14 protein-coding genes are annotated in these 13,984 nt (G+C 69.7%); 6 read left to right on the forward strand and 8 right to left on the reverse strand.

What is annotated here, in order from left to right; all coding sequences use genetic code 11:
- Positions 1–43 precede the first annotated feature (43 nt).
- Both MRB58_RS20995 and msrA read right to left on the reverse strand, forming a co-directional pair.
- Positions 44–523: an SRPBCC family protein gene (locus tag MRB58_RS20995; RefSeq protein ID WP_244779028.1), complete on the reverse strand. Its 480-nt coding sequence runs from the start codon at positions 521–523 to the stop codon at positions 44–46.
- Between the two features lie 92 nt (positions 524–615).
- Positions 616–1,236, reverse strand: a complete 621-nt coding sequence (gene msrA / locus MRB58_RS21000; RefSeq protein ID WP_244779029.1) for a peptide-methionine (S)-S-oxide reductase MsrA — start codon at positions 1,234–1,236, stop codon at positions 616–618.
- Between the two features lie 219 nt (positions 1,237–1,455).
- Here msrA and MRB58_RS21005 point away from each other — a divergent pair, with 219 nt between their 5' ends.
- The 4 genes from MRB58_RS21005 (at position 1,456) to MRB58_RS21020 (ending at position 5,097) form a co-directional block, all read left to right on the forward strand.
- Positions 1,456–2,406, forward strand: coding sequence for an ABC transporter ATP-binding protein (locus MRB58_RS21005; RefSeq protein ID WP_244779030.1), 951 nt, complete (start codon positions 1,456–1,458; stop codon positions 2,404–2,406).
- Complete coding sequence (locus MRB58_RS21010) at positions 2,403–3,164, forward strand: ABC transporter permease (protein ID WP_244779031.1); 762 nt, start codon at positions 2,403–2,405, stop codon at positions 3,162–3,164. The genes MRB58_RS21005 and MRB58_RS21010 overlap by 4 nt, the downstream gene beginning before the upstream one ends.
- A 5-nt stretch (positions 3,165–3,169) precedes the next feature.
- Positions 3,170–4,255 (forward strand): glycosyltransferase family A protein, encoded by a 1,086-nt coding sequence (locus MRB58_RS21015; RefSeq protein WP_244779032.1) that lies wholly within the window; start codon positions 3,170–3,172, stop codon positions 4,253–4,255.
- A gap of 75 nt (positions 4,256–4,330) precedes the next feature.
- A protein-coding gene (locus tag MRB58_RS21020; protein ID WP_244779033.1) for an IS5 family transposase occupies positions 4,331–5,097 on the forward strand; the annotation gives its coding sequence in 2 pieces (ribosomal slippage) (positions 4,331–4,640 and positions 4,640–5,097; 768 coding nt in all).
- Here the strand turns inward: MRB58_RS21020 and MRB58_RS21025 are convergent.
- Positions 5,094–5,660 carry a dTDP-4-dehydrorhamnose 3,5-epimerase family protein gene (locus MRB58_RS21025; RefSeq protein WP_244779034.1) on the reverse strand — a complete coding sequence of 189 codons (567 nt, stop codon included), beginning with the start codon at positions 5,658–5,660 and terminating at the stop codon, positions 5,094–5,096. The genes MRB58_RS21020 and MRB58_RS21025 overlap by 4 nt on opposite strands.
- A 113-nt stretch (positions 5,661–5,773) precedes the next feature.
- On the opposite strand from MRB58_RS21025, the gene MRB58_RS21030 reads away from it, so the two are divergent.
- Complete coding sequence (locus MRB58_RS21030) at positions 5,774–7,072, forward strand: hypothetical protein (RefSeq protein WP_244779035.1); 1,299 nt, start codon at positions 5,774–5,776, stop codon at positions 7,070–7,072.
- On the opposite strand, the gene MRB58_RS21035 is transcribed toward MRB58_RS21030, so the two are convergent.
- The 5 genes from MRB58_RS21035 to MRB58_RS21055 form a co-directional block, all read right to left on the reverse strand.
- The gene (locus MRB58_RS21035; RefSeq protein ID WP_244779036.1) at positions 7,044–7,892 is read right to left on the reverse strand and encodes a hypothetical protein; all 849 of its coding nucleotides are present in this window, start codon (positions 7,890–7,892) and stop codon (positions 7,044–7,046) included. The two genes, MRB58_RS21030 and MRB58_RS21035, sit on opposite strands and share 29 nt — an antisense overlap.
- 66 nt (positions 7,893–7,958) lie before the next feature.
- The gene (gene grxD, locus MRB58_RS21040) at positions 7,959–8,297 is read right to left on the reverse strand and encodes a Grx4 family monothiol glutaredoxin (protein ID WP_244779037.1); all 339 of its coding nucleotides are present in this window, start codon (positions 8,295–8,297) and stop codon (positions 7,959–7,961) included.
- A gap of 233 nt (positions 8,298–8,530) precedes the next feature.
- Complete coding sequence (locus MRB58_RS21045; RefSeq protein WP_244779038.1) at positions 8,531–8,767, reverse strand: BolA family protein; 237 nt, start codon at positions 8,765–8,767, stop codon at positions 8,531–8,533.
- A 58-nt stretch (positions 8,768–8,825) separates the two neighbouring features.
- A complete protein-coding gene (gene purL / locus MRB58_RS21050; protein ID WP_244779039.1) occupies positions 8,826–11,006 on the reverse strand; it encodes a phosphoribosylformylglycinamidine synthase subunit PurL in 2,181 nt (726 codons plus the stop codon).
- A 62-nt stretch (positions 11,007–11,068) separates the two neighbouring features.
- Entirely contained in the window at positions 11,069–11,623 is a 555-nt protein-coding gene (locus tag MRB58_RS21055; RefSeq protein ID WP_371747307.1) for a deaminase, read from the reverse strand.
- A gap of 144 nt (positions 11,624–11,767) precedes the next feature.
- On the opposite strand from MRB58_RS21055, the gene MRB58_RS21060 reads away from it, so the two are divergent.
- Positions 11,768–13,948: a mechanosensitive ion channel family protein gene (locus MRB58_RS21060; RefSeq protein ID WP_244779041.1), complete on the forward strand. Its 2,181-nt coding sequence runs from the start codon at positions 11,768–11,770 to the stop codon at positions 13,946–13,948.
- Positions 13,949–13,984 lie beyond the last annotated feature (36 nt).

Genomic DNA, 13,984 nt, shown 5'->3' on the forward strand with positions numbered 1-13,984 from the left:
CCCGGCGCCCAGCGGCGCCGGGTCCGTCGATCACGGCTCGACCTTACTGCTCGGCGGTCGTCTTGATGCCGTCCAGGCCGGCGTCGTAGATCCCCTCGATCACCGTCAAGGCCTCGTCCTCGCTGGCGCCGGAGGGCTCGAAGCTGCCGTTCCAGTCCACCCGCGAGCCTTCGCCCTCGGCACTGACCTTGATCGTCGACTCGTAGCCGGCGACGGGGAGGGGGCTCTCGATGATCCGGTAGGTGTAGCTCATCGCGTCGTCGTCACGGCCGACGAGGTCCTCGACGATGGTGCCGCCGCCGTCCAGCGTCAGCGTCCGGCGCGGGGTGCCGCCGTTGTCGCTCAGCTCGCACTTGGTGACGGCCGGGTGCCAGGCGGCGATGGCGCAGAAGTCGCCCACCGCCTCCCACGTCGCCTCGGGAACCGCGGCGGTCTTGATCGTGCGGGCGGCGTCCGCGGCAAGGGCGGCGGGCGCCGCCAGGCACACTGCGAGCGCCAGGGTGAGGGTGGTGGTGCGGGTCATAGGTCCTCCCATCGCTGCCGGCGGTCCGGGTTGGCCGCGCGGTCGTTGATGGGAGGAGGGTTGCCGAAACCGGCGGCGGCGCAACCCCCGCTTTAGGAGGGCGTCCGAGCCTCGCCCCACAGCTCCTCGACGCGGGCGTCCCGCCCGCAGCGCCAGCGATAGTACTTATATTTCAGCGGGTTCTTCTCGTAATAGTCCTGGTGGTAGCCCTCGGCGGGATAGAAGGTGTCCGCCGTCAGGATCGGTGTCGCGATCGTGTGGCCGAGAATGCGGGCCGCTTCGGCCTTGGCGTCTTCCGCCGCTCGGCGCTGCGCGTCGTCTCGTACGAAGATCGCGGTGCGGTAGCTGGGCCCGCGGTCGCAAAACTGGCCGCCGGCGTCCACCGGGTCGACGTGCCGGAAGAAGTACGCCACCAGGGCCGCGTAATTCACCTTGGCCGGGTCGTAGCTGATCTCGACGGCCTCGTAGTGACCGGTATCCTCGTGGCTCACCGCCTCGTAGGTCGGATTGTCGAGCGTGCCGCCGGTATAGCCGGAGACGGTGCCGACGACGCCGTCGACCTTGTCGAAATCGGCCTCCACGCACCAGAAGCAGCCGCCCGCGAAGATCGCGGTCGCGGTGTCGGCCTTGGCGTCGGCGACAGACAGGATGCCGACCGTGAGCCCCGTGGCCAGGGCCAGTGCCGTCACCCAGGCACGCGCGAGTTTCGTCATATTCGCCCCCTCGGTTTGCGCCTTGAGTTAAGCATCACGGCGCCGCGCCCCTACGGGGTGTGACGCAAATGTTACCCGCCCCGCCTTCCTCGCCGGCGCGCCGCGGGCTCGCCGGCGAATGGGTGGGCGTGCACGCATTGGGGTCTGGTCTCGGCCGGCAATTGTCGCCATGTAGGCGCCACCACGGACGGACCGCCCAACGGTCCAACGGAGCCGACCATGGACACGATCCTCTCGGTCGAGGGGCTGAGCAAGACCTACGCCTCCGGCCAAACCGCGTTGAAAAACGTGTCTCTCGATATTCGCCGCGGCGAAATCCTCGCCCTTCTCGGACCCAACGGCGCGGGCAAGACGACGCTGATCTCCGTCATCTGCGGGCTCGTCACGCCGACCGCCGGCCGCGTCACCGTCGACGGGGCGGACATCATCGCCGACTACCGCAAGGCCCGCTCCCTCATCGGCCTGGTGCCGCAGGAGGTGGCGCTCGAGCCGTTCGAGAAGGTGGAGCACGACGTCGCCTTCTCCCGCGGGCTCTTCGGCAAGGCGAACGACCCGGCCTACCTGGAGAAGCTCCTGCGCACGCTGTCGCTGTGGGACAAGCGCAAGTCGCCGATCATGCAGCTCTCGGGCGGCATGAAGCGGCGCGTGCTCATCGCCAAGGCGCTCGCCCACGAGCCGCGCATCCTCTTCCTCGACGAGCCGACCGCGGGCGTCGACGTCGAGCTGCGCAAGGACATGTGGGCGACCGTGCGCGAGTTGCAGCGCCAGGGCGTGACCATCATCCTCACCACCCATTACATCGAAGAGGCCGAGGCGATCGCCGAGCGCGTCGGCATCATCTCGGGTGGCGAATTGCTGCTGGTCGAGGAGAAGGACCAGCTGATGAGCCGCATGGGTCGCCGGGAGCTGACGTTGAGCCTCGCCGAACCGCTCGCCCGCATCCCCGACAGTCTCGCCCGCTACGACCTCGCCCTCGGCGCGGACGGTCGGTCCGTGGTATGGGGCCAGTGCGGGGGCGACGTCCCGGTCGCCGCCCTCATGGCTGACGCGGCCGCGGCGGGGCTGACGGTGGCGGACGTGGCGACCGCGCAGCGCTCGCTGGAAGACATCTTCGTGGAGCTGGTCTCGGGCGATGCGTCCAGCCACCCGGCGCGGGAGGCGGCCGAATGAACACCTATGCCGTCTGGGCCATCTATCGCCACGAGATGGCGCGCGCGATCCGCACCACGCTGCAATCGCTGGTCGCGCCGGTGATCACCACCTCGCTCTACTTCGTCGTCTTCGGCGGGGCGATCGGCTCGCGCATCCAGGAGGTCGACGGCGTCTCCTACGCGTCGTTCATCGTGCCCGGCCTCATCATGTTGACAGTGCTGACACAATCGGTCACCAACGCCGCCTTCGGGATCTTCTTTCCCAAGTTCATCGGCTCGATCTACGAGTATCTCTCGGCGCCGATCTCGTTCTACGAGCTGACGATCGGCTTCGTCGGCGCGGCGGCGACCAAGTCGGTGCTGATCGGCCTCATCATCCTGGCCACGGCGACCCTGTTCGTCGACGTCGACATTGCGCATCCGGTGGCGATGCTGCTGTTGCTGGTGCTCACCTGCATCGTCTTCGCGCTGTTCGGGTTCATCGTCGGCATCTGGGCGCGCAACTTCGAGCAGTTGCAGCTGGTGCCCCTCCTCATCATCACCCCGCTGGTGTTCCTCGGCGGCAGCTTCTACTCGATCTCGATGCTGCCGCAGCCGTGGCAGACGGTGACGCTCTTCAATCCGGTCGTCTACCTCGTGTCGGTGTTCCGCTGGAGCTTCCTGGGGGAGAGCGACGTGAACCTGGCGTTCTCCTTCTTCATGATCGCTCTGTTCGCGGCCGTCTGCCTCCTGATCATCCGCTGGATGTTCCGGACCGGCTACCGCCTGCGCGCCTGACCGCGATGGCACGCACCCTCATCCTGTGCCCCACGCACGACCACGCCGACGCGCTGATGATGTCGATCGCCAGCGTGCGCGCGCAGAACGAGACGGACTGGCGCATGGTGGTGATCTGCGACGGGGCGCCCGCCCGCACCGTCGAGATCTTGCAGGCGATCGAGGCGGACGACCCCCGCATCGAGCACCGCGTCTTCCCCAAAGGCGAGCGCTACGGCGAAGCCTATCGCGACCTCGTGCTGCGCGAGGCGGCGGAGGAGTTCGTCTGCCACCTCTCGGACGACGACCTGTGGCGCTCCGGCCATCTGGCGGCGATGCACCGTCTGCTCGCCGAGGCGGACTGGGGGCGGCAGGGCGTCGCATGGTTGCCGGCGGCGGCGGAGGATCTGCGCTGGCGCTTCGCCAACGTCGGAGGCGCGGTGGCGCGCCGGGCGGGGGTGGCGATGCGACCCATCGCGCCGGGCATCAACAACGTGGCCTACCGGCGCGAGGCCTACATGGCACTCCCCGAGGGGTGGACGGCGGCGCCGGCACCGGGCCCGTCGGACCTCTTCATGTGGGCGAAGTTCTTCCGTGCGGAGGGGATGCGGATCGCCTCCTGCGCCGAGGCGACGGTGCTGCGCATGCCCAGCCGCGGCAAGCGCGCGGAGCTGACGCCGACGGAGCGCGCCGTGGCGCTCGGCCCCTGGCTGGCTTGCCTCAACGACCCGGCCACCGCCACGCTACGGCTCGACAAGGCGGACGTGCTGCGGGGCCTGGTGACGCTCTTCGCCTACAGCGAGATCGAGGGCGTGGGAAAATTCGAGGCCGCGATGGAGCACTGCGGCCTCAGGATGGTGGATCCGGGCGAGCCCTGCAACGTGGCCGTCGACGGCGCGATGCTGGATGTTCCGCTGTCCCGCAAGCAGCGCCGTCAAGGCCGCTGTGCCTTCCTCGCCGTGAAGGCCGCGTCGGTCGAGGACGAGGGGCCGACCGCGCGCTGGAAGGAGTTCGCGGCCGACAATCCCAAGCTCGCCCGCCGCGCCCTGCGGGACCTTGCCGGCCTCGCCCCCCCGTTCCCGGAGCGCGCGCAGCGGCTGGGAGCCGGCTAGGTCGTGAACTCATGGTCCGGGATTCTCAAATGGTCGCGCCCATGATTCAATCTCCTGTCAGTCAGGAGTTGCGGTGTGGCACGTTACGATCTGAGCGAAGTGGAATGGTCGATCATCGAGCCGCTGCTGCCGCCGGCGCCGCCCGGAAAGCAGCGTGTGGACGACCGGCGTGTCCTCAACGGCATCTTCTGGGTGTTGCGGACCGGGTCACCGTGGCGCGACTTGCCGGCGCGCTATGGCCCATCGACGACGGTCTACAATCGCTTCAACAGATGGGCCAGGCGCGGCGTATGGCTGGCGGTGTTCGAGGCACTTGCTCGAGAAGAGCCGGCCGCGCTCCAGCTCATCGACAGCTCCATCGTGAAGGCTCACCAGCACGCAGCCGGCGGAAAAAAGGGGGCCCGGATCACGCCATTGGCCGTTCTCGTGGAGGACTGACGACCAAACTCCACGCCGTCGTCAACGAGCGGGGCCTGCCGATCCGCTTCGTAATCACGGCTGGTCAGGCCTCCGACAAGACAACAGCGCCGATCCTCCTCGACGGGCTCCCACTCGCACCGGACATCGTGGCCGACCGCGGCTACAGCGCCAAGGCGCTGATCGAATGGTGTGCGGCCAGAGGCGCCACCGCCCACATCCCGAGCCAGCGCAACGTTCGTGTTATGCGCACCGTTGCGCCACCGCTCTATCGGCTGCGCAACCTCGTCGAGCGGTACTTCAACAAGCTGAAGCACTTCCGCCGCATTGCCACCCGATTCGACAAACTCGCCCGAAACTTCATGGCCGCCGTCGCCTTGGCATCGACCCGCCTATGGCTACGACACCATGAGTCCACGGCCTAGGCGCCTTCGCGCCAGCGCCGCACCGCCGGGTGGTCGGCGTGCTGGTCCGACAGGCCGGTCAGGCCCTGGTCCTTGGGAGAGAGGATCGGCGCCTCGGTCGGCCAGTCGATGCCCAGGAACGGATCGTTCCAGGCGAACCCGCCGCGATTGGCAGGGTCGAACTCGTCGGACACGTCGTTCCAGTAGTCCACTTCGGTGAAGCAGTAGAACGCGTTGCCGAGGCCGTTGGCGACGAACACGCGATCGCGCGTGCCCGGCGCGTCGCCCAGCTCGAACATCACGTGGGCGCCGAAGGTGGGGCTCTCCGGACGCGGGTCGGCGACGACGATGAGCGCCCTTCCATGCACCACGCTGATCAGCTTGTCCCACGGCTCGGCGTGGAAGCCGCGCAGCACGCCCGCCTTGGAACGCGAGTGGTTGCCCTGGCCGAAGCGATGCGGGCGGCCGAGCGTGCGGGTGATGGCGGACTGCTTGTAGCTTTCGAGGAAGAAGCCGCGCTCGTCCTCCAGCACCTTGGTGCGGACGAGGAGGCAGCCGGCGATTGCGGTCGGCTCGACGATCATGGCGTCGGCCTCGCGCTGTTTCGAGATTGTGTCATCGTGTGCCTTGCCCGAAGGGCTTGAGTTCGCTCGGCAATGACAGCAGTCTAACCGCGTCGTCAATCGCGAGGGCTCGGATGCGCGTCGCCTTGCAGCTTCTGGCGTTCCTCGGTCTGACGATCGGCGCGGCGCAGGCGGCCGAGATCCGCGTGGTCCTCGGCGAGGGCGACCGGCCGCACGTCGTCATCGCCGGCGAGATCGCGCTGGGCGACGCAGACCGCTTCCGCAACGCCGTGCGCGACCTTCCGCCCGCCATTGTCGACCTCGACGGCCCCGGCGGTAAGCTGCTCGACGCGCTGGCGATCGGCGATCAGGTGCGCGAGCGCGAAGATTTGACCTCCGTCGCGTCCGGCGCGCACTGCACCTCGGCGTGCGCGCTGATCTGGATCGCGGGGGTGGAGCGGGTATGGCAGGACGGCGGCTCCATCGGCTTCCACGCCGCCGCCGCGCGTGAGGGGGACGTGGTGCGCATGACGGCGAGCGGCAACGCCATCGTCGGCGCCTACCTCACCCGGCTCGGCTACCCCTTGAGCGTCGTCGTGATGGCGACGGAGGCGGACCACACCTCCATGGCCTACCTCACCGCCGATCTCGCCGCCCGTTCCGGGTTGACCTACCGCCACGTCCCACGCGGGCTGCGCGACGGCCGCCTGACGGCGACCGCGGCCACGCCGTCCCGCCACGACCTCGCCGAGCGGATGGCCCGCCGCCGCGACGAGCGGCACGAGGAGGCGGTGACGCGGGCCAAGCAGTTTCTCGACTTCTACTTCTCGAGCGCCAACGCGCCGCCCACCGCGCTGCGCACGCTCGCCGGCCGCATCTATGCCGACCAGGTGGACTCGTTCGGCGAGCGCGTGTCGCGGGCGGAGCTGATTCGCCGCCGCGCCGCCTACGCCGAGCGCTGGCCGCACTACACGTTAACGAAGACCGGCGCGCCGTCCGTCACCTGCACGTCCGGCGGTGCCTCCTGCACGCTGGTGGGGGAGGCCGAGCTCGATGCGGCGAACCCGGCGACCGGCGCGACCTTGCAGGGGACGCTGCAATACAGCGTCAAACTGCACCGGCTGGGGGCGACCTTCCGCGTCGTCCACGAGGATTCGCAGGTGGTGCCCGACCGGGCCGGCCTGCTGACACGCGAGATCCAGGCGGCGCTGGTGCTGGTGGGGTGCGCGCCGGGGCCGGTGGACGGGCTCTGGGGGCGCCGCACAGCCGAGGCGTTGGCCACGTACGCCCGCACCGGATCGCTGACCGTCGACCTCGCGCGCCCCACCTACGACGCGCTGGCGCTGCTCTCGGTCGCCGGCGGCACGAACTGCCGGCCGGACCTCGGCCACGCCGACGCGGGCCTCAGCGAGGCGAGCCTGCGGCAGCCGTAGCCGCCGGCCGCGGCGTCACCTCGCCGAGCATCCACGCGTAGGGGGTTCCGGCCAGGGCGGCGGCGACGGCGTCGAAGTTGCTCAGCGTCCGGCTCAGCGGCGCGGTGTTGATGCGCGAGAAGCGCGGCGCGACGTCCACCGGTGCCACCCCGAAGGCGCGGCACACCTTGGCGTAGGCGGCGCCGGGGTCGGCCTCGATGTCGTCCTCGTAGGTGACCGAGAGGGGGGCGATGTTCCGGGCGGCCAGCTCGCGGCGCAGCGCGGCGTACTCGCCCTCGATCGCGGCGATGAGGTCGACGAGGTCGTACGTCGCGTCGCCGAACCACAGGCCCCGCAGCGGCAGGGCGATGCGGGGCAGCTCGATGGCCGCGCCGGCGGCGTCGAAGAAGCGGCCGCGCGAGGAGGCGATATGGGTCGACACGATTCGCCGCAGCACGTTGCGCCGCTCCAGCACGATCGCGTCGCGGGTGCCGAAGTCGCGGATCAGAACGTCGAGGTAGGAGGGAAGGTCGTAGGAGACCCGCGCCAGGTCGAGCGTCGGGAAGAACTTCACCTCGAAGAGGTAGGCCGTGCCGGGCGGCAAGCCGCGCGTCTGGATGGCGACGCGTTCGCGCGTGAACGCCTCGAACGCGGCGTCGGTCGTCCCGCCGACCTCGCGGGCGTAGACGCCGTAGATCTCGGTATCGGCGAAGATGGCGCCGTGCTTGAGGAGCATCTGCTGCAGCACGGTGCTGCCGCAGCGGCCGACGTGGAAGACCGGGCAGGTGCGAATGCCCCGCGTTTCGAGATCCTCACGCAAAGGCGTCCGGTCGGTGGTCAAGGCGTCAATCCGGGGAAGGGCCGTGGGGCGGCCGTCCGCCGGCCCCACGGCGAGAAGGTGAGGCGGTCAGGCCGCCGTGTCGCGCATGGGGATGCCGTTGTCGCTCATGTGCGACTGCAACTCGCCGGCCTGGAACATCTCGCGGATGATGTCGCACCCGCCGATGAACTCGCCCTTGACGTAGAGCTGCGGGATCGTCGGCCAGTTGGAGTATTCCTTGATGCCGTTGCGGATGCCGTCGTCCTCGAGCACGTTCATCGTCGTGTAGTCGACGCCGAGATAGTCGAGAATCTGGACGACCTGGCCGGAGAAGCCGCACTGCGGAAATTGCTTGGTGCCCTTCATGAAGAGCATCACGTCGTGGCTCTTCACCGCGGTGTCGATCGTGGAGTGCGCGTCGGTCATGGTATCAATCCTGTTCGAGCGGCGTATCCGCTCCGGTTCGCTGGTAGTAGCGCAGGTCGTCGTCGATGGGTCGGTGGATGCCGCCTGGGGGCAGGCCGGCCGCCGGTCGCATGCGGTCCGCTCGCGTCGGAGGCGTTCCGGCGGCGGACCGGCCCTCGGTCTCACAGGTAAGCGCTCCGGGGCGAGAGTGTAGAGGGGGGGCCGCGCCCCGTCCAGTTCGCAGCGCTCGGGGATCAGGGCTGCGGCGCAGAGGTCTGCAGCGCGAGGGCGTGCAGTTCCCCGCCCATCCGCCCTTTGAGGGCGTCGTAGACCAGCTTGTGCTGCATGACGCGGGTCTTGCCCCGGAATTCCTCCGAGACCACGACGGCCGCGTAATGATCCCCGTCGCCGGCCAGGTCGCGGATTTCGACCGTGGCGTCGGGCAACGCCTCACGAATGAGGCGTTCGATCTGGTGAGCGTCCATCGCCATAAAGATTATCTCCGTCGCGTCGGGGTTTAGAATAGGGCCGGGCGTCAGGGGATACAATTCATGGCTGAGCCATCAGGTTCGGCAGAAAGGCCTCGTGCACCTCGCGCAGCGCCTCGATCGGGATCGAGAAGGCGCCCGGCACATCGAGCGTGGTGCCGCCGACGAGGCCGATGGGCGCGATCGCGATGCCCGCCTTGCCGGCCGCCATGAGGAGCCCGTCGGTGTCGGCGGTGGCGAGCACGTAGCGCCCCTGGTCCTCGGCGAAGAGGTGGACGTGCGCCGGGGCCGGGACATCGACCCGTGCGCCGACGCCGGAGACCATCGCCATCTCGGCGAGCGCGGTGCCGAGGCCGCCGGACGACACGTCGTGGCAGGCGGTGACGATCCCCTCGGCGATGACGTGGCGCACCAGATCGCCGTGCTTGCGCTCGAGCGCGAGGTCGACGCTGGGCGGCCGGCCGTTGCGCGAGTTCTTGACGACGTCGAGGTAGAGCGACTGGCCGAGATGCTCGCCGTGGCCGCCGACGAGGAAGATCGTGTCGCCGGCCGCCCAGGCCAGCGTCGCACGGCGCGTCACGTCGGCGAGGCGGCCGACGCCGCCGATCGCCGGGGTGGGCAGGATGGATTGCCCGTCGGTCTGGTTGTAAAGGGAGACGTTGCCGGAGACGACCGGGAACTCCAGGTCGCGGGCCGCCTCGCCGATGCCGTGGATGGCGCGCACGAACTGGCCCATGATCTCCGGCACCGTCGCGGCGCCAAAGTTGAGATTGTCGGTCAGTGCCAGCGGCGTCGCGCCGACGGCCGTGAGGTTGCGCCACGCTTCGGCGACCGCCTGCTTGCCCCCCTCGAACGGGTCGGCCCGGCAATAGCGGGGCGAGACGTCGACCGTCATCGCCAGCGCCACCGGACCGTCGCCGATGCGCACCACCGCGGCGTCACCGCCGGGGCCGCCGACGACGTTGCCCGAGATCACGTGGTCGTACTGCTCCCACACCCAGCGGCGCGAGCAGCCGTTGGGGCTGCCGATCAGCGCCATCAGCGTGTCGCCGAGGTCGACGGGCGGGGCGAGATCGTCATCGGTGAGGGCTGGCGGGGCGGCGGGCTCGGTCCAGGGGCGGTCGTAGATCGGCGCTTCGTCGCCCAGCTCCTTGATGGGAAGGTTCGCTTCCTCGACGCCGTTGTGCCAGACGCGGAACCTCAGGTCGTCGGTCGTCTCGCCGACGATGGCGCTCTCCAGCTCCCACTTCTCGAAGATGGCGCGCGCCTCGTCCCAATGCTCCGGATCGAGCACCATGAGCATGCGCTCCTGGCTTTCCGAGAGCATCATCTCGTAGGCGGTCATCCCCGTCTCGCGGCAGGGCACGTTGTCGAGGTCGAGGCGGACGCCGAGGTTGCCTTTGGCCCCCATCTCCACCGCGGAGGAGGTGAGCCCGGCCGCGCCCATGTCCTGGATGGCGATGACGGCGCCGGTCTGCATCAGTTCGAGGCAGGCTTCGAGGAGCCGCTTCTCGGCGTAGGGGTCGCCGACCTGCACGGTGGAACGCTCGGACTGGTCGTCCGAGTCGAACGAGGCGGAGGCCATGGTCGCGCCGTGGATGCCGTCGCGCCCCGTCTTGGAGCCGAGGTAGACGATCGGCCGGCCGACGCCCTCGGCCTTGGAGAGGAAGATCGCGTCCTGCCGTGCGATGCCGACGGCCATCGCGTTGACGAGCGGGTTGCCGTTGTAGCTGGCGTCGAATTCCATCTCTCCGCCCACGGTCGGCACGCCGAAGGCGTTGCCGTAGCCGCCGATGCCTGCGACGACGCCCGACACGAGGTGGCGCGTCTTGGGATGGTCCGGCGCGCCGAAGCGAATGGCGTTGAGGCAGGCGATCGGCCGCGCGCCCATGGTGAAGACGTCGCGCAGGATACCGCCGACGCCCGTCGTCGCGCCCTGGTAGGGCTCGATGTAGGAGGGGTGGTTGTGGCTCTCCATCTTGAAGACCACGGCGAGCCCGTCGCCGATGTCGACCACGCCGGCGTTCTCGCCGGGGCCGTGGATCACCTGGGGGCCGCTGGTGGGCATCGTGCGCAGGTGGATGCGTGAGGACTTGTAGGAGCAGTGCTCGTTCCACATGGCCGAGACGATGCCGAGCTCGGTCAAGGTCGGCGTGCGGCCGATCAGCTCGCAGAAGCGCTCGTACTCCTCGGGCGTGAGGCCGTGGGCGCGGACAAGGTCCGGCGTGATCTCTACGGACATCCTGTCCCCCGCTTCGCAACGAGCCGCGCGTACGGTGAGGCGCACCGCCCGTCAAGTGTCGCTCACGCCAGCGGGATGGTGTTGCCCGATTTGCTGGCCTGATACTGCGCCGAGAGGTCGTCGTAGCACGCGCGGATCCGCTCCGCCTGCGCGGCGAGGCGCGCGGTCTCGTCCGCCGGGCGCGCCGCGATCAGCTCCGCGACGCTGCGTGCGGACCAGAAGGCGTTGTCGCGCCGGTAGGCCCCGTCCGCGACGCCGAACACCTCGGCCATGATCCTCAGGTCGTGCGGGATGGCGAAGGTGTCGCGCGAGTCCTCGTAGGTGAAGAAGTAGACGATCTCGTCGAAGCCGGCCCATGTGATGGCGGCCAGGCACATCGGGCACGGCTCGTGGGTCGACAGGAAGACGAAGTCGCGCGGGTCGCGCCGGCCGATCTCGGGGCGCTCGTGGAAGCGCTTCAGGAGGTGCACCTCGCCGTGCCAGAGGGGGTTCTCGATCTCGTTGTTGGTCTCGGCCATCGCGGTCGAAAGATCGCGCTTTTCGAGGAGGGCGGCGCCGAACACCTTGTTGCCGCGCGTGACGCTGGCCGCCGTCAGGGGCAGGACATCCCGTTCCATCGCCTCCAGGCAGCGGGCGGCGAGGCGCGGGTCGGTCAGGCGAACGGTCGGATCGGGAGAGGATGACATCGGCACGGCACGGTTGGTTTGTTGCGCTGGGTCGTGCGGTTGGCACAAAATGCCGTCCGAACGGAGGCGGGCATCATGGCACGGACGAGGCTCGCGGCAACGGCTCTCCTGGCGTTCCTCCTCCTGAGTTCGGCCGCTGTCGCCCAGATCCGGCCCGGCTCGCCCGTCACCCCCCCGCCGGCCGCCGCCCCCAGCGACGTCGACGCCGCGCTGACGACCCTGCGCGGCGCGGGATATACCGTGCTCATCGCGCCGCCGGCGGAGGTGCCGGCCGCCGCGGGGGCGGGCGGGCCGGACATCGGCGAGGTCGGCGAAGCGATCAGCGCCGGGTGGATCGGGCTGAAGACCATCTTCGCCGAGGCGCCCAGCGCTCCCGACCGTATCGTGCGGGCGATGGAGGCGGCCGGCGGCGGCTCGCTGGCGTGGACCGGACCGGCGTTGCTCCTGGCGGCGGTGGCGGTCGGGGCCGGGGCGCTCGCCTTCCTCCTGACCGAGCGCTTCCTGGGCCGGCTCTGGCGCACCATCGGCACCACACCGCTGGACAGGCGGGAGGGGCGCATCCTGTGGACGATGGGCGCCTTCGCCCGCAGCCTCGCCGCGACGGCGGCGCTCACCGCCACCGGCGCCCTGGTCACGCTGCTGGCGCAACCCGTGCGCTCGCCCGTGCAGGTGACGGGGCTGCATGTGGTCGCAGCGCTCGGTGCCTTTCTGGTGCTGCGGGCGATTCTGGTGGCGATCCTGGCACCCGGCAACGGCGCGGCACGCATCGTTCCCCTCGGTGATCCCTTCGCTCGCAGCCTCTACCGTCAACTGTCGCTGGCGGGGCTGCTGGGGATCGCCGTCAGCTGGTTCTGCTTCTGGCTCGCCTATTTTCCGCTGGAGCCGCGCAGCCACCAGCTCCTCCTGGTGCTGGCGCCGACGGTGAGCGTGGTGATGTTCGCCCTACCCATCCTTGCCCACCGGCAGGCGGTCCGCGCGGCGATCCTCGGGGCGGCCGAACCGCCGGGCGCGGTGCGGCGCACCATCGCCCTGGCGTGGCCGGCGCTGGCGCTCACCTATCTCGCCGGAGCGTGGCTGGTGAACATCGGCGAGATCACCACGCGCAACCGCCTGATCATCGGCCCGGCGACAGCACCGGTGCTGGCGATCGCCTTCGGCCTCTTCGTCCTGGGCGTGCTCCTCCTCTTCCATGACCGCCGCCTCGCACCGACCATCGCCGCATCGGCCTGGACCGGGCTTTACGAGGGGTTCGCGCGCGGCGTTGCGGCGATCGCCGCGTTCGCGCTCCTGGGGGCGCTCTGGCGCGTCTACGGCACGCCGTGGGGCGAGGCCTACGAAGTCGGCCTCGCGCTGGCGCTGATGCTGCTCCTCGCCTGGGTCGGCTGGGGGGCGGTGCGGAACTTCGTCAACGCGCGGCTGGAGGCCGAGCAGGAGGCGCACGGCCCGGCGGTGGAGAGCGAGGGCGAGGGGATGGGCCCCGGCGCGACGCGACTGGAGACGCTGCTGCCGATCTTCCGCAACCTGATGGCGTTCGTCATCCTGGCGGTGTCGGTGATGGTTTTCCTCAGCGTCATGGGGGTCAGTGTGGCGCCGCTCTTCGCCGGGGCGGGGGTGGCCGGCCTCGCGATCGGCTTCGGCGCGCAAGCCCTCATCCGCGATATGTTCTCCGGCGCCTTCTTCCTGCTCGACGATGCCTTTCGCCGCGGCGAATACGTGGAGGTGAGCGGCACGGCGGGGATGGTGGAGAAGATCTCGGTGCGCTCGTTCCAGCTGCGCCACCACTCCGGGCCGCTGCACACGATCCCGTTCGGCGAGATCAAGCAGCTCACCAACTACTCGCGCGACTGGGTCATCATGAAGCTGCCGGTACGGCTGACCTACGACACCGACGTCGAGCAGGTGCGCAAGCTGGTCAAGAAGCTGGGGCTGGAGATGGCCGAGAACCCGGAATACGGGCACCTCTTCCTGGAGCCGCCGAAGAGCCAGGGCGTCATCCAGATGGACGATTCGGCGATGATTCTGCGCATCAAGTTCAAGACCAAGCCGGGCGACCAGTTCGTCCTGCGCCGGCACGTCTACCAGCGGGTCCGCGACGTCTTCACCGAAAACGGCATCCGGTTCGCGCACCGCGAGGTGACGGTCCGCGTCGCCGACGCGAGCGACGAAGAAACGCGCCGCCAGGCCGCGCTCGGTGCCGTGCGCGAGGGCGCGGTCGACGCTGCGCCGAAGGGCGTCGTCGACACCGCCGCCTGGTAGCGCGCCCGGCGATCACCCCTCTTACGCCGCGGCGGC

Source organism: Acuticoccus sp. I52.16.1 (genome assembly GCF_022865125.1).
Classification (GTDB): Bacteria; Pseudomonadota; Alphaproteobacteria; order Rhizobiales; family Amorphaceae; genus Acuticoccus.

Excerpts from the sequence above, each read along its gene's own strand:
- MRB58_RS20995 (WP_244779028.1), bottom strand. The coding sequence starts at position 523 with ATGACCCGCACCACCACCCTCACCCTGGCGCTCGCAGTGTGCCTGGCG.
- msrA (WP_244779029.1), bottom strand. The coding sequence starts at position 1,236 with ATGACGAAACTCGCGCGTGCCTGGGTGACGGCACTGGCCCTGGCCACG.
- MRB58_RS21005 (WP_244779030.1), top strand. The coding sequence starts at position 1,456 with ATGGACACGATCCTCTCGGTCGAGGGGCTGAGCAAGACCTACGCCTCC.
- MRB58_RS21010 (WP_244779031.1), top strand. The coding sequence starts at position 2,403 with ATGAACACCTATGCCGTCTGGGCCATCTATCGCCACGAGATGGCGCGC.
- MRB58_RS21015 (WP_244779032.1), top strand. The coding sequence starts at position 3,170 with ATGGCACGCACCCTCATCCTGTGCCCCACGCACGACCACGCCGACGCG.
- MRB58_RS21025 (WP_244779034.1), bottom strand. The coding sequence starts at position 5,660 with ATGATCGTCGAGCCGACCGCAATCGCCGGCTGCCTCCTCGTCCGCACC.
- MRB58_RS21030 (WP_244779035.1), top strand. The coding sequence starts at position 5,774 with ATGCGCGTCGCCTTGCAGCTTCTGGCGTTCCTCGGTCTGACGATCGGC.
- grxD (WP_244779037.1), bottom strand. The coding sequence starts at position 8,297 with ATGACCGACGCGCACTCCACGATCGACACCGCGGTGAAGAGCCACGAC.
- MRB58_RS21045 (WP_244779038.1), bottom strand. The coding sequence starts at position 8,767 with ATGGCGATGGACGCTCACCAGATCGAACGCCTCATTCGTGAGGCGTTG.
- purL (WP_244779039.1), bottom strand. The coding sequence starts at position 11,006 with ATGTCCGTAGAGATCACGCCGGACCTTGTCCGCGCCCACGGCCTCACG.
- MRB58_RS21055 (WP_371747307.1), bottom strand. The coding sequence starts at position 11,623 with ATGGAACGGGATGTCCTGCCCCTGACGGCGGCCAGCGTCACGCGCGGC.
- MRB58_RS21060 (WP_244779041.1), top strand. The coding sequence starts at position 11,768 with ATGGCACGGACGAGGCTCGCGGCAACGGCTCTCCTGGCGTTCCTCCTC.